Raw genomic sequence first — 23,076 nt, forward strand, 5'->3', positions numbered from 1 at the left:
CCCAAAGGTGGGTACCCATTGCGAACAAAGCTTTTCACAGTAACCATTTAGGTAATCCTTAGTTTCGTGGAAGGTTTTTCCAACATGACAGCGTCGTTTGCGTATGACGGTGACGGCATCCCCGCCGCCAATAATAAAAAGCCCTTGAAGGCCATCGGCATCGGCCGCGGAGCGTTGTTCCTCTTGTTCTTCTTCGCCGTCAGCTTTGCGATGGTCGGCTGCAGCGCCAAGGACTCCGTCCGCACCGTCACCAGCACCGCGATCAGCACCGTAGTGAAATCAACGACGCATACCGTCACCAAGGCCCCTTCCAGCGAACCGGCCCCGCCGCCCGCCGAACCCGCATCGGAGGAAAACGCGCCGGTACCGGTGGTGGGCAATGAGGTCGCGGAAGAGCAAAACCAGATTCATGGCTTTGTCGCCCCGCCGCCCGCCCCAGAACCGGCCCCCGCCCCAGCTCCTGCACCTGCGCCCGCACCCGCCGCATACTATCGCAATTGCGGGGAAGCCAAGGCCGCCGGCGTGGCACCGATCTACCTAGGCTCCCCCGGTTATCGCTCCGAACTGGACCGCGACGGAGACGGCGTGGCCTGCGAGCGTTAAAGCTCGGGCAGCGGATCCTGCGCCGTCGGATACGAGGATTGCGCACCATACCCCGTTACCGTGTATGCGGCGACCCGGCAGGCGTGCTTCGCCGCGTCCAGCAGCGTATCGCCTTCGGAAAGTCTGGCCACCAATGCGCCGGTGAATGCATCGCCCGCGCCGGTGGTATCCACGGGCGTGACCGCAGGAGTAGGCACGTGTTGCAGCCCATCCGGGGTTGCCACCAGCGCGCCGTTCGGCCCGAGCGTGAGCACGACGCTGCTAAAACCCGCGCCCAGCAATTCTTTGGCCATGGTTTCGGGATCGTTCACAATGTTCGGATCCCCCGCGCTCGGCGTGTCAAAAAGCTCGAGGATGCGGGCGGCTTCGTGTTCGTTGGCCAGCAGCGGGTCCGCCCGCAGCAGCGTTTCCCGCGCCACGGGGATCACTGGCGCGAGGTTGATCACTACCCTTCCGGTGGCGTGGCGCACGGCCGCTTCGATTCCGGACGCCGGGATTTCCCCCTGCAGCAGCACGATTTCGGCGTTTCTGATAATGTCCGCGTGGAGCTTTACGTAGCTTTCCGTCACCCACGCATTGGCACCGGGCAGCACGACGATGGTGTTTTCGCCGTCCTCCGCCACCGTAATCACGGCCAACCCAGTGCTATCTCCCCGCTTTTCGACGCCCATCATCATCACGCCCGCGTCCACCATCAGCGCCGTGGCACTCAACGCGTGCGGGTCGTTTCCAATCGCGCCGACGAAGGCGACCCCGGCCCCTTGGAGCGCCGCAGCTACCGCCTGGTTTGCCCCCTTGCCGCCCGGCGAGATGGTACCGCCCGTGCCGATCACCGTTTCGCCTGGCTGTGGGTGTTGCTTTACCCACATACTCAAATCGGCATGAATTGAACCTACAACGGTTATTCGCGGAATCATGTCAACCCCTAGAGACGCTCACAACGCGGATAGTAACTACTTCCACAGGTACATTGCTTTGCCGAACTTTGCCTTGGATACACCGCCAGGTTTGGCGATTATTCGTGCAGGTATTCGAAGTATGCGTTTTCGTGCGGGCGGCGGACTTTCGCGACGTGAGCGGCGAGTGGGTCGCCGTGGGTCGGGGCGTCGATAATTTCGAATCGCTGTTCGATTGTGGAAGATGTTATCGCGCTCATAATATACATCACTCATGCGCGGGGCTGGTCGCCAAACACGCTCAACGGGCCACACACACGCAGATGTGCAGCCCGTTAAGCATGCAAGCCGAAAGCGCCGATGCTATTTGAAGTCAGCCTTTACCACATACATACCCTGAATCAACTCAAAGAAATTGAATCCCGCGCGGTATCCAAACGGCAGGAATTCGCGATCAGCCGGATCCAAGTAATTGGTCAGGTTAAACTCGATATCCACATCGGTGACACGGTCGCTCCACTCGCGGATCTCGTACGGATCCTCCACCTTAAACGGCATCGGGGCGTCTTCGAGAGCGCGCCGCTGGACCTGGCCGCCGGCCTGCACGCGGGGAGACTCGGCGTCGTAACACAAACGCCCGCCGGGGAAACGCTGCGCCAACTCCGCCACCAGCCGCTTGACATCCGCCACCTCAAGGTAATGGAACTTGCCGGTGGCGATGGCGATAAAGCCCTTGGCGGCGTCCACCTGGTCCAGCCATGCGAGGTCCGTAATCGCGTACGGCAAATCCACCCCGTCATCCGAACACCAGTTCTTTCGGAGCTCGAGGGTTTCGGGGACATCAAGGTTATATACGGTGCAATCAAAATCTGTAAGGTCGCGACCAAGCTCGCCGAAACCGCTGCCCAAATTCACCACCGCGGCGCCCGGATGATTCGCTACATAACGCTTCGCCTCTTCCACAGCCATCAGGTGGCGCAGGCCGTACACCATGGCCGGGAAACCATCCATTTCCTCAACCGTGACACCTTGATCCTGAGCCGCCTGAGTCACCTCAACGGCCCACGGATCAGAGAAACACTCCGGCCATTTCTGCGCCGCCTGGGCACGGCCAAATAGCGGGAAAAACAAGGTCTGCTGGACATCGGTTACGCTCATGCAGACCAGTGTATCCTCGCCCTAGCACCCACGCTGCAAGTGGTGCAGATGTGACGCAAACTAACCTAAAATGGCCGCCCCCATGGTGGCTTTGAGGTCACCCATAAGGTTCGGGCCGCGCAACACGCGCAGGTGTTCGCCCAGGATCATAACCGTGGAATGGTCGCCATCCACGAGGTTCAAATACACATCCGATTCCCCGGGATTGGCCTGGAGCACACCCTTGAGCTTGGAAATGTTCGCCATGGAGCATTGGTCCGTGCGCAGCGTTAACCGCACCGGCAGGCCCGTGCCGGAGCCGATCCCTAATTCAGGGGCTTTAAGATCATCACAAAACACGCCCATGCGATCGTCGCGGATGGAAATATGCGCCTTGGCCAGGATGATATTGTCCTCCACGATCAGGCTGGACACCATGGCGTAAATCTTGTTAAACACCAGCAATTCCACCGAGGCGCCGTTGTGATCCTCCACCGTGACAATGGCCCACGGGGAGCCATCCTTTTTCGAAAACCTGCGGTCCACCGCCGAAATAATGCCGCCGATCACGATCTCCGTGCCGTGCTTGAGCTCGCCGGAAAGGATCGTGGTCAGCGCGGTATCCGTCTGCGCCTCCAAGGCATCCTCGTAACCATCGAGGGGATGGCCGGACACATACAGGCCCAGCATTTCGCGCTCCAGTGCGAGTTCGTGCTTGCGCTCCCAGGTCTCATCCGGCACCTGAACCGCAAACACGTTCGTAGCTCCGGCGGCCTCGCCCCCAAACCCGGCAAACAGGTCAAACTGCCCCTTATCTGCGGCTTTCTTGGTAGCGGTAATGGAATCCACCGCATCCTCATGGATCAACATCAGGCCGCGCCGCGGGTGCCCCAATGAATCAAACGCGCCCGCCTTAATCAAGGACTCCGTGACGCGTTTGCTGCACGGCAGGGTGTCAATCTTCTCCAGATAATCCGAGAAATCGCGGAACCCGCCCTTCTCCTTGCGGGTGCGCACGATGGATTCCACCACGTCTTCACCCACATTGCGCACCGCGCCCAAACCGAAGCGGATATCGGTGCCCACGGACTGGAAATTCAGGGCGGATTCATTGACATCCGGGGACAGCACCTTGATGCCCAGGTGACGGCAATCCGCAAGGTAGATCGCGGATTTATCCTTGCGATCCGCCACGGAGGTCAACAAGGCTGCCATATATTCCGCGGTGTAATTCGCCTTGAGATAGCCGGTCCAGAAAGACACCAAACCATAGCCGGCCGCGTGAGACTTGTTAAACGCGTAGGACGCGAACGGCTCGATGGTGTCCCACAGCGCGCGGATCGCGGCGTCGGAAAACCCGTTTTCCTTCATGCCCGCCTCAAAGGTGACAAACTCCTTCGCCAGCACCTCCGGCTTCTTTTTGCCCATCGCCTTGCGGAAACCATCCGCCTGACCGGCCGTGTAATTAGCAACCTTTTGCGAGATACGCATGATCTGCTCTTGGTACACGATCAAACCGTAGGTATCGGCAAGGATTTCCCGCAGCGGCTCCTCCAACTCGGGGTGGATCGGGGTGATCTCCTCGCGGCCGTTTTTGCGGTCCGCATACGCCCAGTGCGCACCCATGCCCATCGGGCCCGGCCGGTACAGCGCCAGCGCGGCCACGATATCATCAAAACCCGTCGGCTCCATGCGTTTCAGCAGCTCACGCATGCCGCCGGAGTCCAGCTGAAACACGCCGAGCGTATCGCCGCGGGCCAATAACTTATACGTGGCCTCGTCCTCGGTGGCCAAGGTATCAAGGTCGATGTCCTCCCCACGATTCGCCTTAATATTGCGGATGCAATCGCCGATCACGGTGAGGTTACGCAACCCCAAAAAGTCCATCTTCAGCAGGCCGATCGCCTCGCACGCAGGGTACGGCCAGCCGGTAATCAACGCCCCGTCCGCCGCGCGCTTCCACATGGGGATGCAATCAAGCAGCGGCACGCTCGACATAATCACGGCGCAAGCGTGCACGCCCGCCTGCCGCACCACGCCCTCGAGGCCGCGCGCCGTCTCATAGATCTTTTTCACATCGGGATCGGATTCGATCAGGCCGCGCACCTCCCCGGCCTCCCCGTAACGTTCGTGCTTCGGGTCCATAATGCCCGCCAGCGGAATATCCTTCGCCATGATCGCGGGCGGCAGGGCCTTGGTGATGCGGTCGGCGATCTGGTAGCCAGGCTGCCCGAACAGCGCGCGGGCGGAGTCTTTCAGCGCCTGCTTCGTTTTCACCGTGCCAAAGGTGATCACCTGCGCAACTTTGTCCTCGCCCCAGTTATCCGCGGCGTAGCGGATCATTTCGCCGCGGCGGCGATCGTCAAAGTCGATATCGATATCGGGGGCGCTCGGGCGCTCCGGGTTCAGGAACCTCTCAAACAGCAGGTCGTGCTGGATCGGATCAATGTTCGTAATGGTCAGCGCGTACGCCACCAACGCGCCGGCGGCGGAACCACGGCCCGGGCCCACCAAGATACCCACGGAACGCGCGTATTTGATCAGGTCCGCAACGATCAGGAAGTACGAGGGGTACCCCTTCATGGCGATCACTTCGATCTCGTAATTGGCGCGATCCACATATGCCTGCGGCACCTGCCCGCCCTGGAAGCGCTCTTTCAGGCCCTCCATCACCTCGTGCTTCAGCCAGGATTCGGGCGTGTGCCCGCTGGGCACGTTCGCTATGGGCATGCGATCGTGCGGGTGCGGCTCCCACAGGCGGCTATAGTCCTGCACGCGCTCCGCGATCAGCAGCGTGTTGTCGCAGGCACCGGGCACCAGGTTGTCCCAGGTGGCGCGCATTTCCGCGGCGGATTTAATAAAGTAGCCGTCGCCGTCGAATTTAAAGCGGTCTGGGTCCTGCATAGTTTTGCCGGTTTGCACGCAGAGCATCACCTCATGGGCGTGCGCCTGATCTTGCAGCACATAGTGGCAGTCATTGGTCACCAGCGGCGGCAGCCCCAGCTTGCGGCCGATTTCCAAAAGCTCCGACCGAACACGGTTTTCAATGTCCAGCCCGTGGTCCATGAGCTCAAGGAAGTAGTTTTCCTTGCCGTAGATGTCCTGCCACATGGCGGCGGCCTCCAGCGCGGCGTCGAATTGCCCGAGCCGCAGCCGGGTTTGCACATCGCCGGAGGGGCACCCGGTAGTGGCGATGATCCCGGTGGCGTTTTCGGCGATAAGTTCGGCGTCCATGCGGGGCCATTTGCCCAATTGCCCCTCGTAGGAGGCCATGGAGGACAGGTAGAATAGGTTTTGCAACCCGGTAACGGTTTCGGCAATCATGGTTTGATGCAGGTACGCTCCGGAAGCCGAGACGTCGTCAGCCTTCTGGTGCGGTTCCCCCCAGCGCACGCGGTTTTTATTAAAGCGGGACTCGGGAGCCAGGTACGCCTCGATGCCGATGATCGGCTTGATCCCCTCGTCCACCATTTTCCGGTAGAAAGCGTCGGTACCGAACATATTGCCGTGGTCGGTAATGCCTACGGCCGGCATGCCTTGGCGCTTGACTTCGGCGGCCAGCATGTCCACCTTCGCCATGCCGTCCAGCATCGAGTATTCCGTGTGGTTGTGGAGGTGCACAAAGGAGGAATTGCTCATAGGTGTTCATTGTACGTCACCGATTAATGGCACGCGTTTTCATTAACGTCTGCGACTACGCTGGCGGGTAAGCCCCCTCGCAGAAAGGAACTCCATGAACGCCCCCACTTCGCTCGCCGGCCGCACCGCCCTTGTCACCGGCGGCTCCACCGGCATCGGCCTCGGCATTGCACGCTCGCTAGCCACGGCCGGTGCCAACGTTGTCATCGCCGCGCTTGACGACGCCCACCTCGCCGCCGTCACCGAATTCCCCACCGTCCCCTGCGACGTCACCGACCTATCGCAATGCCACAAAGCCGTAGCCTTCGCCGTGGAAACCTATGGCAACCTGGATATCGTAGCCGCCAACGCCGGCGCGTACCCACAGCTCGCCATCGCGGATATCGACGCCGCGGCCCTCGGCGAACTCACCAAGCTCAACGTCGGCGGGACCGCCAATATCGTGGTGGCGGCACTGCCATATCTCAAGCGTTCCGGGGCGGGGCGCATCGTGGTGACCAGTTCGATTACCGGCAATGTGACCGGCTTCCCCGGCTGGGCCCACTACGGCGCCACCAAGGCCGCGCAGATGGGTTACGTGCGCACCGCCGCAATCGAACTGGCTAACGACGGCATCACCTGCAATGCCGTGCTCCCCGGCAATGTGCTCACGCCCGGCCTGCAGGCGCTCGGCCAGGAATATTGCGACCAGATGGCGCGCTCCGTGCCCGGCGGCAAATTGGGCACTCCCGAAGACATTGGCAACGTGGTGGCATTCTTAGCTAGCGACGCCGCCCGCTACATCAACGGCCAGGGCATTATCGTCGATGGTGGCCAGGTGCTGCCCGAATCCCCCGAAGCACTCGGCGGCTAGGTGTTCGACCTGCCTGGCGAGTACTGTACATGCCCATGGCATACGCTGTACTCGCCTACGTGTTCTGGGGATTTTTTGCGGCATTCTTTCCGCTGCTGAATCCGGCCTCGCCGCTGGAAATCCTGGCCCACCGCATCGTGTGGACCGCAGTATTTATGGTGGCAGTGATCTGGTATAGCGGCACCCTGCGCCAATTGCGGGCCGCCAGCCGGCGCACCTGGCTAATTATCGCGGTGGCGGCGACGGTGATTGCCATCAACTGGCTTACCTATGTGATCGCGGTCAATAGCGGCCACGTGGCGGAGGCGGCCCTCGGCTACTTTATAAACCCGCTGGTCAACGTCCTGCTCGGCATGGTGTTTTTAGGGGAACGCCTGCGCGCCTTGCAAAAGCTTTCGGTAGGCATCGCCGCAGCGGCCGTGCTGCTGCTCACCTTTGCGGGCGGCGAGCCGCCGATCCTAGGCCTGATCCTGGCCTTTAGTTTCGGGTTCTACGGGCTGATTAAAAAACGAGTGAACATGAGCGTATCCGCCTCGCTCACCGCCGAAACCCTGGCTCTGTTTCCCGCGGCGGCCGCGTTCCTGGCCTACCTGGAATTCACTGCCACCAGCTCCTTCCTGCAGCACGGTTGGGGGCACACCTTATTGCTCGTATCCACCGGCGTGGTCACCGCCATCCCGCTGCTGTGTTTCGGCATGGGAGCCAAACTCGTCCCGCTATCCACCCTGGGCATGCTGCAATACATGACCCCTACGGTGCAGATGCTGTGGGCCGTGTTTATCGTGCACGAACACCTCACGCCCATGCGCTGGGTCGGGTTTGTGATCATCTGGGTGTCCGTATCGGTGTATCTTCTCGACCTTGCACTGCATCGCGCGCCGCGCCGCTAAAACTCCCTCACGCCTGCGGACAGGTTGTGCGCAACCGCCCAGGTCAGCGTGGCCTTCCCGCACATAATGGTTCGAAGTTTCTCGAACCATTGGCCCCACCAAATCTGCCTCAGGCACATCTGACAGGGCAAGTTCAGCCTCCTGCGGAAACGCAACCGCTCGATGGCCGGCATGTCGAATCTGCCTGAGCGCGGATCTGATCGTCCGGCGCGTCCGATCTGCCTGAGCGCGGAACTCGGCGGCTGATGATTACACGCCGTGTGTGGGCGATACGGTCGCGTCCGTCTGTGCGTGACACCGAGTCCGGTACAGGCATCTCGCCACAGATTCGAGCGCTATGCACCACCGTTATCCGACAGCACACGTTCGACGATGATGCCGCGGGCGGCGTTGGCATGGCTCACGATATCCTCCCGGGATAGCAGCGAAGAAAAGCGGCCAGCCTAGGCAAGCTCGTCCCTATGGATAAATTGTCTAAATGGTCGGTTAGGCTATCGGAGAGCGGTGTTACTGATCACTTTGGCCAACGCATAGGGACAGCTCCACATGGGCCAGTGCCCAGTAGGAAGATCAATGACGTCGACATTGGTCAGCTTCGACACCTCCGTGAACATCGGGTGTCCCCCCTGAGCCAACTCCAGGATTTGTTCACTAGACATAGAGCAACACACCAGCGTGGTCGGCACCGTTAAGCGGTCAACATTGGTCAGCTCGACAGTTGCACGTATAACAGCTGCCGGTTCGGCGACGGCCTTCTCGCGGAAGCGATGGAGATGCTCGGAGCTCAGCCCATCGAGACTGGCCTGCTCACCAAGAGCGTCGAAAGCAGGTAAGGGCACCTCCACAACTGATTCGGGGAGATCTGGAGCGAAGGTGCTGCCTGGCGAAACGGGGCCGGAGTCGACCCACACGACCCGTCGGATCAGTTCGGGGTTTCGGTCGATCACGACACTGACCGGAGCGTTAGCACCGCTATGAGCGACGAGAACAACATCACCTCCCTGTGCATCGACAACTGACTGAATTGCCGCGATCTGATCGTCAAGAGTCCTGGTTGCGCGCTGTGAGTCGTGAACGTCGAGTCCTGGAAGAGTGATGGGAATGGCTCGCATACCGTCGGATGTCAACTGTTCGACGACTTCGTCCCATGCCCATGCCCCAAGCCAATGGCCCGCGATCAAGATGATCGCCGGAGATGCTTTTTCCTGGTGATTTGATGTCATGATGCGATCATGTCAGTGCTGGTGGACAACAGTGTGTCACTATTGATGTCATGAATTTTGACCAGGCATTATCATGAAGCGATCTGAGCGGCTTTACGCTCTCACGGATGTTTTGCGGCGTAGTGGATCGCGTGGAACCAACGCTGAACGCTTGGCCAACGAGTTTGAGGTGTCAGTCCGTACCATCAAGCGCGACCTGGCTGCACTGGAAAACGCCGGTCTACCCATCTGGTCGCGTCCAGGCCCTGGCGGTGGATATGGCTTGGTCCCAGGCGCATCGCTCCCACCGGTACGGTTATCCCCGACGGAAGCGATGGCCTTGTTAGCTGCGGTTGCTGTATCAGCTGATGCGCCGTATGCCGATCTGGCAGCTGCGGCCGCAGGGAAGATCGTTGATGTTCTTGATCCTTGTACGCGAAAACAGGCTGAGCGACTGACTGAGCGGGTGTGGGTCAATCACCCCGCCACATCGTTGAGATCAACCCGTTCTGCGCTGGAGCAAGCTATGACAGACCAGAAGGTGGTTCGGATTCAGTACGTCACCAAAGAGGGGGTTGAAAGCTGCCGCGATGTCGAGCCGATGTTGTTCGCTTCCACCGGCGGGCGTTGGTATCTGATCGCGTGGTGCCGTCTACGATCAGCGGTCCGTTGGTTCGCGCTGTCGCGGGTAAAAAAGGCTGTTGTCACCGGTGAGCCTTGTTCGGGTCACGACATCGAGGAGGTTGGTGTACCGCCAGTCAATGCGCGAAGCGTAAGCCCTCATCACCGGTAAATCATTCCATCAACGTCCCCGTACAATACAGCAATACTGCGGTAGACCATCAGTTATCACGGCGCTATCCGGCCCGTCGCTGGGCGAACGCGATTGGTGCACTAGCAACGCGTCGCACATTTGAAGCGCTGGAAAATCCTAGCCACCGCGTCACGACCGAGACCACGCAAATAATCCACCTGCCTGCAACGTTGTTGTCCCGCCGTTTCCCGTGCTGTGGCGGACGACATTATACCCTTTCGGCTTGCTGGGCGCCACCTTGTTGCCGCTGGTACGCGACGTGCCTGTGGATTGTTTGGGGTTATCCACAGGTTGGTGGGGTGTGTTTGGGAAAACCCTGGGTTTTGTGCTGTTTTGGGGTTATCACTGGTGCTATGGGTTTGTTTCAGCGTCGCACCAAATTGCTTGACACCTCTTTCATCAACATCACTCGCCGGCTTGCCATGCCGCGTGGGTATTGCCGGGCGAGCCGGGAGGTGGAGTGGGGTTCGCGGTATCACCCGCAGCGCCTCGGGTTTGCCGCCCCGATCATGCTGCGGGCACGGGCCCATTTCACCCAAACCCCGAATGTCATTATCGGCGGCTGGGCCGCCGCAGCCTACGCCGGTTTGAAGTATTGGGTGGATGATGCCCACATCACCGTGCATGTGGCCAGTAATTTCCAACGCAGCCACAACGTGTTCGACGCCACCCGCCGCAGACTGCGGCCGGGCACCAGGGTGTGGACACCGGATCAGGAACTGCCCGGCATGCAGGTCGTTGCCCCCGAATACGCCCTGGTGGATTGCCTGATTGATCTGCAGCGCGACCGCCACTCCTGGTGGGTCTACCAGGTGCCCAACCTTGCTAACTGGGAGGTCCGCGCCATCCAGTTGATTGACGCGCTGCGCGCATGCACCACCCTGAACTTTCAGCTGGTGCGTGACATCGCGCGGAATATTTTCAGCGCCCGCCAACTGAAAAAACTGCTGAAGCTGTCCCACTCTGGTGCGCAATCGCCCCCGGAAACCGTACTACGGTTAATTGCCGAGCAGCTTCGCCAACACCTGGAGGTGCAAATCCCGATCTATAACTCCGGTGCGCTAGTCGACGACGGCACACCCCTGCTGACCGTGCTTGATTCCGGCTGGCCAGATATCCGCGTCGGTTTGTTCTACGACGGTGCCCACCACCTCCAACGCAGCCAACGCGACTACGACGCCAAAGTGTTAATCCGGCTACGCGAACTCGGCTGGGAACCACTGCGTATCACCCACGGGCTGCTGCAAAAACCCCGCGAACTCATTACCACCCTGCGCCGCGCCATCCACCGCGCCGAAACCAACACCACACAAACACCAAAACCCGACGCGAATCCGAACGGCTGAATCCTCACGCCGAACCCTAACGGCCGAATCCAAACGACTGAATCCTGACGGCTGAATACTCACGTCGAATCCTCGCGGCGATCGTTCGCTGCACCCCAACAATCTTGGCATGCCCACCACACCCCACAACCGGTACGGTGACGCCCGAAACCCGGCGCACCCCGGCCGTTTTTGTGCTCCGTGCCTGCCCCGCCACTGCCGTCTGCCCGCAGCACCCCGTAGCTGTCCGTAGCTGAAGCGCCCCTTTCCCCGGCCACGTTAAATCTGCCTGTTCGCGCTCCTGCTATGTCACATTTGCCTGGTTGCGCGGGATCTGCCTGATTTTTGGGCCGAGTTTTCCTGGGGAAATGCGGCCGCGACGAATCTGCCTCAGGCAGATCGGTCAGGGCAGGTGAGGCAGGCAGATTCTGCGCGTGAGAATGAGGGCGGACAGTGCGGGGTCCTGTGGAAATGCTGCCAGCTCAGCCTCGATAGATTACGTGCGACCTATCCCGAGTTGCTCGCGCCCCCGCCAAAACAACCGCCCCACCGCGGACAACCGCCCCGCCAACACGCCCCGCAAAACATCCTGCCCAAAACAACCGCCCCCACCAAGAAACTCGCGCCGCTAGGACACGTGCACCGGTCGAATCCCGAACCTGCCCCACGCGGCGTCGGAGGGCAAAACCTCGATAGCAAACACACGTTCGTCTTTCGCAACCTCCCGGAGTGCGTCGCCAGGCGCATACGCCACCACACCCGGAATCGAGTCCGAGCCAAATACGGCCACCCGCGTCGCGCCGTGAACCGGCTCTGGCAGCGGCACCACGACTGTATCCGTGACCCGCGCATTCACCCTCGGCAGCGGTTCCAGAATCCGCGCCGCCTCCGCCGCGCTCAAGGGCTCGGTAAAGGTAATCAGCGCAAAGGCCGGGGCGTCCGCAGCTTCCAGCGTGGCGCGCGCCCGCTGCTGATAGGCTGCGGGAGTTTCGGAATCCATGCCCACGATATCGCCGTTGATATTCATGGGTTTGGACACCCTATCGGAATGCCCAAAGGCGAACACGAGGGCGATAATAGCGGCCGTCGATACGCCGGCCACGGCGAGGCGCGCTTCCATTTAACCCTCGCGCACCACGTCAAGGGCATGTTGCAGGTCCGCGGGATACGGCGAGGTGATCTCCAGATAACGCCCATCCGCCGGATGGTGAAAACCCAATGTCACCGCGTGCAACCACTGCCGCACCAAGCCCAAACGCTGCGACAGCTGCGGGTCCGCACCGTACATCGGATCGCCGCAACATGGGTGATGAAGTGCGGAAAAGTGCACGCGGATCTGGTGCGTGCGCCCCGTCTCGAGGTGCACCTCCAGCAACGAAGCCTCACGAAACGCCTCAATTGTTTTATAGTGCGTCACCGAATGCTTGCCGTCGCTGGTCACGGCGAACCGCCAACCCGCCGACGGGTGCCTGCCAATCGGCGCCTCGATCGTGCCCGTCAGCGGATCCAGATGCCCCTGCACCAGCGCATGGTACGTCTTTTTCACCGTCCGATCACGGAACGCGCGTTTGAGCAGCGTGTAAGCGCGTTCCGACGCCGCGACCACCATCACCCCGGAAGTGCCGACGTCCAAGCGCTGCACGATACCTTTTCGCTCCGGTGGGCCCGAGGTGGAAATCCGGAACCCGGCGGCAGCCAAACCCCCAACCACCGTGGGCCCCTCCCACCCCACGGTCGGGTGCGCGGCCACCCCCACCGGCTTATCCACCACAATGACATCATCGTCCGAATATAGGATGTCCATACCTTCGACGAGCTCCGCCTTGGGCAACAACGGTTCCTTCGGGGCGGGCAGCGTCACATGCAGCCAAGACCCCGCCGCTAATCGAGCAGACTTTCCCACGGCTGCGCCGTCGATCTCCACGTCCCCGGCGGCGGCTAGTTCGGCGGCAACGGTGCGGGAAATGCCTAACAGTTTGGAAAGCGCGGCGTCGACACGCATCCCGTCTAAGCCCTCCGGCACGGGCATTTGGCGCGACTCCCGCATCACGCACGCACCTTTCGTTCTTCCAACATCACACCAATAAGGTAAACCACCACGCCAACCGTGATCGCGCTATCCGCCAGATTAAACACCGCGAAACTGCCCACCGACACAAAATCCACCACATGGCCGAAAAATACGCCGGGCTCGCGGAACAGACGGTCGAAAAGATTGCCGAGCGCGCCGCCCGCAATCATGCCTAGACCAACCGCCTGCCACGAATGCGTAATACGACGCGCATACACCGACACGCCCACCACGAAACCCGCCTGGATCAGCGTAAACAACCACGTCATGCCCTGGCCCATAGAAAACGCAGCACCCGGGTTAAACACCAAAAGGAAGCGAAACCAATCCCCGATCACCGGTTGCGGAACCCCCGGCGTGAGGGTGGCAAGCACCCACGCCTTGGAAAGCTGATCGATCACAGCCACGAGCGGAATGATCGCAAAAACAAGCCTTGCTTTGTGTGTCACGGAATCCATCATTCCTTATCCTGGTGCTGTTTTCCCATTCTGGGCTTCGGTAGGTTGGATCACGTGCATGCTCGAACTCGTATCCTCACTGCGGTTATCGCGGCCCTGCTCCTCACCTCCTGCAGCGACGAAGCGCCCAGCGAACCGCCCATCGCCGTGGAAGCCGACGCCGTGAAAATCTCCCTGGTAGACGGCGGCTCCGGCTCGAAACAGCCCATACGTTTCAAACCCACCGCAACGCCGCAGCAAGCGACGCTGATTATCGACGATGGGTTCCACCAGACAACATCCACCGGGGACGACACCCCCGAAGAAACCCACACCATGAAACTCCCCGTGACGGCGGAGGCGACCGAGCAGCGCAAGGTCACCCTCACAGTGGGGACCCCGACCTACTCCGACACCACCCTCAACGACGAACTAGCAACCGCACAAGGATTCGCAGTGAGCTGGGAAGGGGACGACACCGGGCGCATCCACACATTGGTGTTCTCCGCGCCGGACGAAGCCACCGACACCGCGCGCGCGGCCACGGAACGATTCCTGCAGCACGTGATCAACCTGCCGGTGGTGTTCCCCGGCGAAGACATTGGTACCGGCGCAAAGTGGAAGGTGGAAAGCCGGGTCAGCGGGGCCTCAACATTACTGCAAACAACCACCTACACGGTGAAATCTATCGCGGGCTCCGTGGTAGAGCTCGACGTGCAGGTGGAGCAACGGCCGGCGGTAAGCAAACTATCCATCACGGGAGCCGACGGGCAGCCCACCGGCGACCTCCAGGTGCTGGATTCCACGACGAATTCCAAGGGGACCATCAAGGTGGACCTGAGCAAACCGCTGCCCGAGGGCGACGTGCAATTCACCACCACGGTGGAATACGGCGGCGATTCGGACGTGACGGTGACCCAAAAGGCCACCACCCGCATCCAATTCCAATAGGGCTACTTCACCTTGCAGGTGGAAATGCCGAACACGCGGTACAACGGGCAGACGCCGGTCAGGCCCGTCACGGCCATGACTGCGGAAACACCCCACATGACCTTGGACAGGGTACCCGTGGTTTCGCGGGCGACTGCACCGGTGATCGCAGACAGGACTAGCCGAAGGAAACGGTCAAAAGCACGCTCATTTTTTCTCATGCGACCCAGCCTAGAAAGGCCCGACAGCACACATCCTGCCTTGTGAGGGAGCTCACACTCCAACGGGCCTAGGCCAACAAACCTTTAAGGGTTCGGTGCGGGGGCCTCGGGGGCAGGCGCGGGGGCCTCCGCCGGGGGTACCTCGCCGGGAGCGGGAGCCGGCGCGGCTGGCGGCTCACCGGCCGGTGGTGGGACCGGCGCTGGGACGTCACCCTGGCACATTTGCGGCACCTGCTCCGGGGGCACCGTATTGGTGATCAACGTACAGGCCCATGTCTTGGACAGCTTCCAAGTGTTTTCTTCGTAGATAAACTCCACGTTGTCCGCCACCTGCGGCTCCCGATCGGGCAGCGTGAAATTCACGGTGGCAAGCACGGAATTAGGGGTGTAGCCGGGGAGCACCGGAGGCACTACCTGGAAGTCCGCGCCGGATTCCTGCTTGGAGCGGGTCATGGTTTCAAACAGCTCAGGGGCGGTTTCGCCGCCCTCAACGGTCTTAATCTTGTCTTCTACAGAAGCGTTAGGGTCGGTCGCGATAGCAAGCACAGCGTTAAGGTCTTCAGCAGTGGGTTGCGGGGCGCTCGCGGAGGTGGCGGCGCTAGAAGCCTGCGAGCTGGAAGTTGCGGCCGATGAAGAAGTGGAGGAATCACCCCCAAGGAACGGTATGTTTCCCGGCAATGACCCACACGCGGTGAGCATAAATGCAGCAGCGCCGACTGTAACGGCGGTGTAGATTTTCTTCACGGATAACTCTCCTCTTCGGTGCCTTTGGTTGGGCTGACACCACAATGCGAAACCATGGTACACGGGATGCACATACGATCACAGTAAGCTGTGCCTATGAGCAAAATCGTTGTGATTACTACTGGGGGAACTATTGCCTGCACCACAGGCTCCGATGGTGCCCTCATCCCCACTGTAAGCGGGGAAGCACTTGTACAGCCACTGGTGTCGCGCTTCCCAGGGGTAAGCATTGAGACGCGCGAGCTGACCCGCCTGGACTCCTCCAATATGACGTTCGCGGATATCGATGACATTGTGGTGAGCGTCCACGACGCGCTGCAGGACCCTGAGGTTTCCGGCGTGGTGGTCACCCACGGCACGGATTCCATGGAGGAGACGGCGATCGCTCTTGATTGCTTCCACACGGATTCTCGCCCCGTGGTGTTGACCGGCGCGCAGCGGCCCTTCGACCACCCGGAGAGCGACGGCGCGGAAAACCTGCTCCAGGCGATGATCATTGCGAGCGACCCGTTGGCGCGCGATATGGGCGTGCTCGTCGTGTTCGCCCACGCCGTGATTCCGGCCCGCGGCTGCGTGAAGTGGCATACCACGGATACCTTGGCTTTTGCCACGAACGGCCCCGAGGAGCCGACCCGCCCGGAGCCGATGTTGCCGCACCCCTTAGCGAACATTCGTGTGGACATTATTCCGGCCTTCCCCGGCGCCACCCGCGACCTTGTCGACGCCGCGCTCGCAGGCGGTGCGCAAGGCTTAGTCGTCGAAGGCATGGGCGCCGGCAATGTGGGCCGGGAAGTTGCCATTGCTTTGGGCGAGGCCATGGACCGCGGCATTCCGGTGGTCATTTCCACCCGTGTTCCGCGTGGCGACGTCCATGGCTCCTACGGTGGCACCGGCGGTGGCGCGACGCTCGCGGCTAAGGGCGCCATCGGGTCTACCTATCATCGGGCGGGCCAGGCTCGAGTGCTGTTGGCCGTGGCGATCGCCACCGGGGCACATCCCGCAACCTTGTTCTAACTCCTATTCAATATTGGCGGCGATCCAGTCGTCCCAGTCCAAGCTCTGCAGCGGGTCCGCAGGCTGCAGATCGGGATCGTCGAATGCGAAACTGCGGGTCTTGCCGCGTTCTGTGGTGCGGGTTTCAAAGCGTACGGAAACCACGCCGTGGCCCGCGCCTTGCACCCACCCATGCCCGAATTCGGGGTGCCAAACATCCTGGGTGGCAAACCATTTCGATGGCTCCTCCACCGCCACATCCACAATCGGTGCGGCCTCGCTGCGCACCCCCGCCTCCCAATCGGTATCAAAGGGGATCACCGGGGCTAGGTCGGGAAACAGCAGGTCTTGGTAGACCGGCTCTAAGTTCGAAAACGAGACCCCCACCAGGCGAATCGGGCCGACGTCATCGGGATAGCGCGTCAGGGTTTTTGCGGCGTTGAGCAGGACCGCGGCGTCGTCAGACGCGTACGGCAACGAGGTGGAGCGGCTCTCGGTGTGGAAGTCCGCCATCTTCAGCTTTACCGTTACAGTGCGCGCCCCGCGGCCATCCTTTGCCAACCTTTGCAGCGCGCCATTCGCCGCGCGTTCGATAGCTTGTTCAACTCCCGCGCGGGTGGTTAGGTCCTGCGGGTAGGTGTGCTCGCTGGACACCTGCTTCGCCTCCGCCCGCGGCGCCAACAGCCGCTCGTCGCGCCCCTGAGCGAGCTCCCATAACGCCACGCCTAGCTGCCCCAACAACAGTTCGACATCTTTCCTGGTCAGCGCGGCAAATTCCGCGATGGTTCGCACACCGATTCGTTGCAACTTTGCCTCCGTCACCGCCCCAATCCCCCACAGCTTGCGCACCGGCATCGGCCCTAGGATCGCCTGCTGCTCAGAGGCCGGGATCACGTACACGCCATCCGGCTTCGCCAAACCCGAACCAATTTTCGCATATTGCTTGCCCGAGCCCGCGCCGATCGAGCTGGGCAGCCCGGTCTCCTCGAAAATTTTTGCGCGCAGCGAGTTCGACCAATCCCGCACTTCATCAGGGCTCGCGCCCGCTAATTCCGGCGGCTCGAGAAACGCCTCATCGACGCCAAGCTGCTCCACCATGCCGCCGCGCTCGTGCACCAGATCAAACACTCGTTTGGATGCCGCGCTGTACACCGAAAACCTCGGCAGCACTACCACCGCGCGAAACCCCACCATCATCCGGGCCCGCTGCATCGGCATGGCCGAACGCGCCCCGAAGGCGCGAGCCTCATAGGATGCGCCGGCCACCACCCCCCTGCCGGAAGGCCCGCCTACCAGCACCGGTCGGCCGCGCAAGGTGGGTCGGGTCAGCTGCTCACAGGATGCGAAAAACGCATCCATATCTATGTGCAGAACCCACCGTTGCATAGCACTAGGGTAAAGGACCGGCCCCGACAGTTCCGCCTTACCTGCCCGCGCCGGCGGCGATAACTTAATCCAATAGATATTTTCCAAGGAATGTGTAACGCGTCGGCCGGGCCCGCTGCGCACGGAAAAGGCGCGAAACTGCGCGGGTGGCGGGGGTAGCGAAACTGAGTTTTTTCAACGTAAACCTTGCAGCAGCTGAGCTTCATCTAATAATCTGATGTGAGTTATAACGAAACTTAATAAAACGCTTGACGGTTACGTATTGTTCCACTCTACTAAGCATATTCAGTTTACTTCAATGAAATCTATCAGTTCCTACTAGTTCGAGGTCAATGGAACCTCCTTAGCACCCGCCGAAAGAAATGACGCTTACCGAATACAAAACAAGAGAGACGAGATCCGATACCCGCTCCCGCACCAAGCGCAGTGAGCGGCCGAAAAATGTTGTCTTGTGCACAGATATCGTCACCATTAGCGCATCGATCTCGCTCAGCATAGCGCTGGGTAACCACCACATTCCGCTCGCTAAAATGGGCGGGATTCACGCCCGAGAATGCTTTATCATCGGCCTTGTCGCAGCCAGTTGGATAGCCGCCATTTGGCTTAAAAAAGGATACGAATTCCACTCCTACGTCCAACATATGTCGGGCGTAAGAATCGTGATCACGTCATCATTATTCGTGGCGGGTACTTTTGCAATAATTAGTGCAATATTTGACATAGAATTTATCCACCGTTACCTGCTATTCTCTTTTGTCGTCGGCATCGCCGTCATGAGCTTAACCCGGCTGCTCGCCGCCTGGATATGCCGCCGCGCATATCGCTCCCAGCCTTCCCGAATCCTATTTGTTGGCCGCACCGAAGACATTCTCGATGTGCTCGGAACCGACTTTGAAGTGCGCTTTCCTTACCATCAGGTCGCCGCGTTCTCCATCATGGACCCCGAAAATCAGCGCCTCCTGCCACCGGTCAAGGAGTGCCACGTCGTATCCTACGTATCCAATCTGGACGTTGCACAGACAGCTCAGCAATTCGATTGCGACACCGTCTGGGTCGCCTCCGTCACGCACTTTGGCCACAAAAATCTTCGCCGCCTAGCGTGGGATCTCCGCTCACTGAACACGAATCTGTACCTAGAGCCGATGATCGAGGACGTGGCAGAAACCCGACTCCACCAACTCGCAATCGGCCCACGCACCGTACTTTCCTTGGATCATCCACGGATTCGCGCCGCCAATGGCTGGTTTAAGCGGGCATTTGATATCGGGTTTTCCGTCGCCTGCTTAATCCTTGCAGCACCCATCATGATCCTCACCGCAATTGCCATAAAGTTTGAGGACAACGGACCGGTGCTCTACAAAAGCGAACGCATCGGACGCAAAGGTCAACCCTATTACGTCTGGAAATTCCGAAGCATGTGCCTCAACGCGGAAGATCGTGTGCAAGAGCTCATTGCCCAGACCGGTGGAACCTCGCTGCTATTCAAAATGAAGGACGATCCTCGCGTCACCCGCGTAGGTAAATTCATTCGCAAATATAGTATCGACGAACTCCCCCAGCTCTTTAATACCCTGAACGGTACCATGAGCCTGGTCGGCCCCCGCCCACAGGTTCAGCGCGAAGTCGATGAATACGACAATGACATGTTCATGCGCCTCGAAGTACCACCCGGCATCACCGGATTGTGGCAAGTCAGTGGTCGCAGCAATCTGAGCCCCGAGCTAGCCCAAGCCCTCGACCTTTATTACGTTGACAACTGGTCCTTCGGCCTCGATCTGCGAATCCTGTTGGCCACGATCAAAGCCGTGCTCAAACCCGAAGGCGCATACTGAAACCCTAAAAACCGCAACCAGCCACACCGACCCGTCCCAATTCCCATGCGGCAACAGACCCATCGGTGGCGAGGAGCACAAATCGGCCCGTCTTAGGGCTATCGGCTCGCCGCAGGAATTGGTTGTGTGCTGCGCATGAAGTTTTTTACACACGAAAGCCGGATTCTGTGTAATTTTCATCATCTGGGGCCCGCTGGGGCCGCCACCGCGATATGTTTTACACAGATTTCGGGATTTTGATGTAAAAAATATCGGTAGACACCGTTCAACTCTCGCCATCGCAATAGATTGTCCACGACTAATCTGGTCACCTTTTCGTCACAGTGACGTAATTCGACCATGCTCCATATTGGGCGGTTGAATTGAGGCCCGCAGCGACGTTATTATACTTGGGCACAAAATGGTGGCAAGCTACGTTTCCAAGAATGCAATTTGGCTTCGACTCCGGCACCGCCGCTCCCGCAAATCTAGTTACGCATACATATTCATTACTGTCGATTGCTTGCCCATCGTTTGCCGGAGCCCGAACGCCCGCGCCCCTTCCCTGGTGTATGTCCATATTCTGGCGGCCCATTGGAAAGCTAAGGTGTCAATGAGCTGCAGGAATGGGTTGTGTGCTGCGCATGAAGTTTTTTACACACGAATCGGCGATTCTGTGTAATTTTCATCATCCGGGGCTCGCTGGGGCCGCCAGCGCGATATTTTTTACACAGATTTTTGGATTTTGGTGTAAAAAATATCGGTAGACACCGTTCAACTCCCGGTCCGGCAATGGGTTGCACGCAACCAACCGTGCCTCCTTTTCGTCACAGTGACGTAATTCGGCCATGCCCTCATATAGGGCGGTTGATTTGAAGCCCACAGCAGGCAATTAACTATGGGGCGCAAAATAGTAGCAAGCTACATTTCCCAAGGTGCGATCCGGCTCGACCCCGCAAACCTGCCCCGCAAACCCATCCAGCTCGACCCCGCAAACCCGCCGCGCAAACCCATCCGGCTCGACCCCGCAAACCCGCCCCACTAACCCATCCCCGCCCAGATCATTCTTGGCCCCACGTCCGGCCGAGCAGGCCTTCGAGCCGTCCGAGCATGATATTGAAGCGCAAGTTGGCGTTGTGCCATTCGCCACGCGCGGCACATCGGGCGGCACGCCCTGCCGGCCCCAACAGGCCCTGGAATTGCTGGGATTTCGGGCACCATTTCCGCATGACACGGCCGGTTCCGCGGGCGTATCGCCGATGTTTGGAGATCGGAAAGTCGGTACTGCGATACGCCGCAGCAGTGACCACAAAATCGGGGTCATACAACACGGGCCCATACCGCATGCACCGGAAGATCAGATCCGTTCCCTCCCCGGATTGCCAGGGGGTAGCGCTCCCCGTGCCCAGCGTTTCGTCGAAAAGGCCGACGGCGCGCAGGGCGTCGCTACGAAAAAACATTGCGGACTCGACGGTGTGCGTCCACGCAGTGCGAAGATCAATGGTAAACCTCATTGGCGCGTAGCTGGCAATCCGGGAGCTGCGGTACCGGCCGGCGATGGCGCTGGCGTTGCCGAATTCTTCGATGCGGCCGATGGGCGAGTCCACGATCACGGAGTCGTCATCGAGTGTGCAGATCCAGTCGACGTCGCCGAGGATCGCCGCGATGGCCCCGTTGCGCGCGGATGACACGCCACGCGGAAAGGTTCGTGTTGTGCGCCGCAGGATCGGAAATAACCCCTGGCGTTCCTCGCACACCCTAGCTATTTCATCGCTTTCGGATTGGTCGTTCACGGCCACGGCATAGGGCGGCAGCCGCAACCCCGCCAACGATTCGAGGATATTCGGCAGGTTCTTGCGCCGCCCCTGGGTCGGAATCACCACCCCAAACGTTTGTTCCATTACGCGGCCTCCTGTTTGCGCGCCGTCACCAGCACCAATGCGCTCAAGCCGATAAACAGCATGAGGTAGGTGATCATTTCTCCCATCAGCGCTCCCCACGCGCCATAGAGGTAAGCGCCGAGCGGACCGATCACAATGCCGAGCGTAACAACAATGATGCGCAGCCGCGTGGCAGTCCAGGTCACCCCCTGCGCGCGCAAGAAAATAGTGGGGATCGTGGAGCAGCTAGCGCTCACCCGGTGCAGGATCGTGGGCAGCAACACCGGGACGATCGCCAAGAAATTCGAACCGAAGATCGCCACGGTAAGCCAGCTCGGTGCCACCCAGATGCACACGCCGAACGCGACGATCACCGTGGACACCGCCGCCACCATCAGGCAAAATACGCGCAGCAGCGTCCTGCGTTGTTTAAGCAGTTCCGGCGAGAGTTCCCGCAATACGGTGCTGCGCATGAAATTATTGATCAGCCCCGTCACGCCCATAATGGTCAGCGCCGTGCGAAAAATGGAAATTTGTTCGCTATCGGTCACGATCGCCATCACGGACAGCACCGCCACACCCGCCAGCGCCCCGAGCGCGGCTTCCGCAACAAAGGCGGAGCTGCGGGCAAAGTTCACGCGCAGCCAATTCCAGGTAGTTCGCGTATCGACGCCGCGTATTCCCAACCGAAGCGCCAACGCCCCCGCGCACACCCCACAGGCCGCACCCCAGGCGATAAGGAATACCACCGGCGATTGTGTGTAGCTTCCGGCGATGATATAGGCGCTGATTGTGATGATAAAAACGGCCGCATCGGTGGCCAGGAGCAGGGTGCTGCGTTTCATGGAGATCGTGCAATAGCGCACGACGTCGAGGAAGCAGACGGGCAGGCAGACGAATGCGGTGGTGATGAGCACGGCTCGGTATTCGGCCCAAAACGCCCCGGCCACGAGGCAGGCGGCGGATCCGATGGCGGTGGCTAGGACCGCCGCGCTCACCGCGGAATCGAAAGTCTTTTTGGCCACCTTGCCGCGGGTGGAGAGCACCACGATGGTTTCGCCGCAGAGGGCCCGGACGAGGCTTAACACGATCTGGCAGAGGGCCACGCCGAACACAAAATGGCCGTGCACGCCGAGGTCGAGAAAGCGCGCGGTGAGGATAACGATAACAAAGGTGGTCAGGCTACTGAACACCTGTGCGAGAAAACCGGCGAAGGCGTTGCTGAATGAGAGGACGCGTGCCAC

General features: G+C 60.2%; 21 protein-coding genes and 2 pseudogenes. 9 read left to right on the plus strand and 14 right to left on the minus strand.

Translation table 11 applies throughout. The features are described from left to right. The first annotated feature begins 84 nt into the window (after positions 1 to 84). Positions 85 to 603, plus strand: coding sequence for an excalibur calcium-binding domain-containing protein (locus CCANI_RS09250; protein WP_146323470.1), 519 nt, complete (start codon positions 85 to 87; stop codon positions 601 to 603). Here CCANI_RS09250 and CCANI_RS09255 read toward each other — a convergent pair. The 4 genes from CCANI_RS09255 to dnaE form a co-directional block, all read right to left on the minus strand. Then, positions 600 to 1,520 carry a ribokinase gene (locus tag CCANI_RS09255; RefSeq protein ID WP_146323469.1) on the minus strand — a complete coding sequence of 307 codons (921 nt, stop codon included), beginning with the start codon at positions 1,518 to 1,520 and terminating at the stop codon, positions 600 to 602. The genes CCANI_RS09250 and CCANI_RS09255 overlap by 4 nt on opposite strands. A gap of 98 nt (positions 1,521 to 1,618) precedes the next feature. Continuing rightward, positions 1,619 to 1,759: a hypothetical protein gene (locus CCANI_RS09260; protein WP_186750050.1), complete on the minus strand. Its 141-nt coding sequence runs from the start codon at positions 1,757 to 1,759 to the stop codon at positions 1,619 to 1,621. A gap of 103 nt (positions 1,760 to 1,862) precedes the next feature. Further along, positions 1,863 to 2,657, minus strand: a complete 795-nt coding sequence (locus tag CCANI_RS09265; RefSeq protein ID WP_146323468.1) for a class I SAM-dependent methyltransferase — start codon at positions 2,655 to 2,657, stop codon at positions 1,863 to 1,865. Between the two features lie 60 nt (positions 2,658 to 2,717). After that, positions 2,718 to 6,275 (minus strand): DNA polymerase III subunit alpha, encoded by a 3,558-nt coding sequence (gene dnaE / locus CCANI_RS09270; RefSeq protein WP_146323467.1) that lies wholly within the window; start codon positions 6,273 to 6,275, stop codon positions 2,718 to 2,720. A 94-nt stretch (positions 6,276 to 6,369) separates the two neighbouring features. On the opposite strand from dnaE, the gene CCANI_RS09275 reads away from it, so the two are divergent. Together CCANI_RS09275 and rarD are read left to right on the plus strand one after the other, a co-directional pair. Further along, complete coding sequence (locus CCANI_RS09275) at positions 6,370 to 7,128, plus strand: SDR family oxidoreductase (protein WP_146323466.1); 759 nt, start codon at positions 6,370 to 6,372, stop codon at positions 7,126 to 7,128. A gap of 35 nt (positions 7,129 to 7,163) precedes the next feature. Further along, the gene (rarD, locus tag CCANI_RS09280) at positions 7,164 to 8,018 is read left to right on the plus strand and encodes an EamA family transporter RarD (RefSeq protein ID WP_146323465.1); all 855 of its coding nucleotides are present in this window, start codon (positions 7,164 to 7,166) and stop codon (positions 8,016 to 8,018) included. Positions 8,019 to 8,275: 257 nt separating this feature from the next. Here the strand turns inward: rarD and CCANI_RS13615 are convergent. Together CCANI_RS13615 and CCANI_RS09290 are read right to left on the minus strand one after the other, a co-directional pair. Further along, positions 8,276 to 8,392, minus strand: a pseudogene (locus CCANI_RS13615) (IS481 family transposase); the annotation flags it as partial. A 117-nt stretch (positions 8,393 to 8,509) separates the two neighbouring features. After that, on the minus strand, positions 8,510 to 9,241 hold the full coding sequence (locus CCANI_RS09290; RefSeq protein ID WP_146323464.1) for an alpha/beta fold hydrolase: 732 nt from the start codon (positions 9,239 to 9,241) through the stop codon (positions 8,510 to 8,512). Between the two features lie 73 nt (positions 9,242 to 9,314). On the opposite strand from CCANI_RS09290, the pseudogene CCANI_RS09295 reads away from it, so the two are divergent. The 3 genes and pseudogenes from CCANI_RS09295 to CCANI_RS09305 form a co-directional block, all read left to right on the plus strand. After that, positions 9,315 to 9,488 (plus strand): annotated as a pseudogene (locus CCANI_RS09295) (HTH domain-containing protein); the annotation flags it as partial. 66 nt (positions 9,489 to 9,554) lie between these two features. Beyond that, positions 9,555 to 10,013, plus strand: a complete 459-nt coding sequence (locus CCANI_RS09300) for a helix-turn-helix transcriptional regulator (RefSeq protein ID WP_246118160.1) — start codon at positions 9,555 to 9,557, stop codon at positions 10,011 to 10,013. A gap of 374 nt (positions 10,014 to 10,387) precedes the next feature. After that, positions 10,388 to 11,380 carry a putative endonuclease domain-containing protein gene (locus tag CCANI_RS09305; protein WP_146323462.1) on the plus strand — a complete coding sequence of 331 codons (993 nt, stop codon included), beginning with the start codon at positions 10,388 to 10,390 and terminating at the stop codon, positions 11,378 to 11,380. A gap of 607 nt (positions 11,381 to 11,987) precedes the next feature. On the opposite strand, the gene CCANI_RS09310 is transcribed toward CCANI_RS09305, so the two are convergent. From CCANI_RS09310 to lspA, 3 genes are read right to left on the minus strand one after another with little or no spacing between them, the layout of a single operon-like run. Next, positions 11,988 to 12,479: a hypothetical protein gene (locus tag CCANI_RS09310; protein WP_146323461.1), complete on the minus strand. Its 492-nt coding sequence runs from the start codon at positions 12,477 to 12,479 to the stop codon at positions 11,988 to 11,990. Further along, the gene (locus CCANI_RS09315) at positions 12,480 to 13,406 is read right to left on the minus strand and encodes an RluA family pseudouridine synthase (RefSeq protein WP_146323544.1); all 927 of its coding nucleotides are present in this window, start codon (positions 13,404 to 13,406) and stop codon (positions 12,480 to 12,482) included. Next, entirely contained in the window at positions 13,406 to 13,888 is a 483-nt protein-coding gene (gene lspA, locus CCANI_RS09320; RefSeq protein ID WP_146323460.1) for a signal peptidase II, read from the minus strand. The genes CCANI_RS09315 and lspA overlap by 1 nt, the downstream gene beginning before the upstream one ends. Positions 13,889 to 13,942: 54 nt before the next feature. Here lspA and CCANI_RS09325 point away from each other — a divergent pair, with 54 nt between their 5' ends. Then, positions 13,943 to 14,818 (plus strand): hypothetical protein, encoded by an 876-nt coding sequence (locus tag CCANI_RS09325; protein WP_146323459.1) that lies wholly within the window; start codon positions 13,943 to 13,945, stop codon positions 14,816 to 14,818. Positions 14,819 to 14,820: 2 nt separating this feature from the next. Here CCANI_RS09325 and CCANI_RS09330 read toward each other — a convergent pair whose 3' ends face one another. Both CCANI_RS09330 and CCANI_RS09335 read right to left on the minus strand, forming a co-directional pair. Next, the gene (locus CCANI_RS09330) at positions 14,821 to 15,018 is read right to left on the minus strand and encodes a YgaP family membrane protein (RefSeq protein ID WP_146323458.1); all 198 of its coding nucleotides are present in this window, start codon (positions 15,016 to 15,018) and stop codon (positions 14,821 to 14,823) included. Positions 15,019 to 15,102: 84 nt separating this feature from the next. After that, positions 15,103 to 15,762 carry a WKL family lipoprotein gene (locus CCANI_RS09335; protein WP_484037958.1) on the minus strand — a complete coding sequence of 220 codons (660 nt, stop codon included), beginning with the start codon at positions 15,760 to 15,762 and terminating at the stop codon, positions 15,103 to 15,105. A gap of 96 nt (positions 15,763 to 15,858) precedes the next feature. On the opposite strand from CCANI_RS09335, the gene CCANI_RS09340 reads away from it, so the two are divergent. Then, complete coding sequence (locus tag CCANI_RS09340) at positions 15,859 to 16,776, plus strand: asparaginase (protein ID WP_146323457.1); 918 nt, start codon at positions 15,859 to 15,861, stop codon at positions 16,774 to 16,776. Between the two features lie 3 nt (positions 16,777 to 16,779). On the opposite strand, the gene CCANI_RS09345 is transcribed toward CCANI_RS09340, so the two are convergent. Beyond that, on the minus strand, positions 16,780 to 18,141 hold the full coding sequence (locus CCANI_RS09345; protein ID WP_146323456.1) for a DNA polymerase IV: 1,362 nt from the start codon (positions 18,139 to 18,141) through the stop codon (positions 16,780 to 16,782). Between the two features lie 362 nt (positions 18,142 to 18,503). On the opposite strand from CCANI_RS09345, the gene CCANI_RS09350 reads away from it, so the two are divergent. Continuing rightward, a complete protein-coding gene (locus CCANI_RS09350) occupies positions 18,504 to 19,973 on the plus strand; it encodes a sugar transferase (RefSeq protein WP_146323455.1) in 1,470 nt (489 codons plus the stop codon). A gap of 1,040 nt (positions 19,974 to 21,013) precedes the next feature. Here CCANI_RS09350 and CCANI_RS09355 read toward each other — a convergent pair. Together CCANI_RS09355 and CCANI_RS09360 are read right to left on the minus strand one after the other, a co-directional pair. After that, a complete protein-coding gene (locus tag CCANI_RS09355) occupies positions 21,014 to 21,853 on the minus strand; it encodes a glycosyltransferase family 2 protein (protein WP_146323454.1) in 840 nt (279 codons plus the stop codon). Then, positions 21,853 to 23,076 carry an MATE family efflux transporter gene (locus tag CCANI_RS09360; RefSeq protein ID WP_146323453.1) on the minus strand — a complete coding sequence of 408 codons (1,224 nt, stop codon included), beginning with the start codon at positions 23,074 to 23,076 and terminating at the stop codon, positions 21,853 to 21,855. Before CCANI_RS09360 ends, CCANI_RS09355 begins: the two co-directional genes overlap by 1 nt.

Source organism: Corynebacterium canis, from assembly GCF_030408595.1.
Taxonomy (GTDB): domain Bacteria; phylum Actinomycetota; class Actinomycetes; order Mycobacteriales; family Mycobacteriaceae; genus Corynebacterium; species Corynebacterium canis.

Excerpts from the sequence above, each read along its gene's own strand:
- CCANI_RS09250 (WP_146323470.1), top strand. The coding sequence starts at position 85 with ATGACAGCGTCGTTTGCGTATGACGGTGACGGCATCCCCGCCGCCAAT.
- rarD (WP_146323465.1), top strand. The coding sequence starts at position 7,164 with ATGGCATACGCTGTACTCGCCTACGTGTTCTGGGGATTTTTTGCGGCA.
- CCANI_RS09315 (WP_146323544.1), bottom strand. The coding sequence starts at position 13,406 with ATGCGGGAGTCGCGCCAAATGCCCGTGCCGGAGGGCTTAGACGGGATG.
- CCANI_RS09345 (WP_146323456.1), bottom strand. The coding sequence starts at position 18,141 with ATGCAACGGTGGGTTCTGCACATAGATATGGATGCGTTTTTCGCATCC.
- CCANI_RS09350 (WP_146323455.1), top strand. The coding sequence starts at position 18,504 with ATGACGCTTACCGAATACAAAACAAGAGAGACGAGATCCGATACCCGC.
- CCANI_RS09310 (WP_146323461.1), bottom strand. The coding sequence starts at position 12,479 with ATGGAAGCGCGCCTCGCCGTGGCCGGCGTATCGACGGCCGCTATTATC.
- CCANI_RS09260 (WP_186750050.1), bottom strand. The coding sequence starts at position 1,759 with ATGAGCGCGATAACATCTTCCACAATCGAACAGCGATTCGAAATTATC.
- CCANI_RS09290 (WP_146323464.1), bottom strand. The coding sequence starts at position 9,241 with ATGACATCAAATCACCAGGAAAAAGCATCTCCGGCGATCATCTTGATC.
- CCANI_RS09330 (WP_146323458.1), bottom strand. The coding sequence starts at position 15,018 with ATGAGAAAAAATGAGCGTGCTTTTGACCGTTTCCTTCGGCTAGTCCTG.
- CCANI_RS09305 (WP_146323462.1), top strand. The coding sequence starts at position 10,388 with ATGGGTTTGTTTCAGCGTCGCACCAAATTGCTTGACACCTCTTTCATC.
- CCANI_RS09340 (WP_146323457.1), top strand. The coding sequence starts at position 15,859 with ATGAGCAAAATCGTTGTGATTACTACTGGGGGAACTATTGCCTGCACC.
- lspA (WP_146323460.1), bottom strand. The coding sequence starts at position 13,888 with ATGGATTCCGTGACACACAAAGCAAGGCTTGTTTTTGCGATCATTCCG.
- CCANI_RS09275 (WP_146323466.1), top strand. The coding sequence starts at position 6,370 with ATGAACGCCCCCACTTCGCTCGCCGGCCGCACCGCCCTTGTCACCGGC.
- CCANI_RS09355 (WP_146323454.1), bottom strand. The coding sequence starts at position 21,853 with ATGGAACAAACGTTTGGGGTGGTGATTCCGACCCAGGGGCGGCGCAAG.
- CCANI_RS09300 (WP_246118160.1), top strand. The coding sequence starts at position 9,555 with ATGGCCTTGTTAGCTGCGGTTGCTGTATCAGCTGATGCGCCGTATGCC.
- CCANI_RS09255 (WP_146323469.1), bottom strand. The coding sequence starts at position 1,520 with ATGATTCCGCGAATAACCGTTGTAGGTTCAATTCATGCCGATTTGAGT.
- dnaE (WP_146323467.1), bottom strand. The coding sequence starts at position 6,275 with ATGAGCAATTCCTCCTTTGTGCACCTCCACAACCACACGGAATACTCG.
- CCANI_RS09265 (WP_146323468.1), bottom strand. The coding sequence starts at position 2,657 with ATGAGCGTAACCGATGTCCAGCAGACCTTGTTTTTCCCGCTATTTGGC.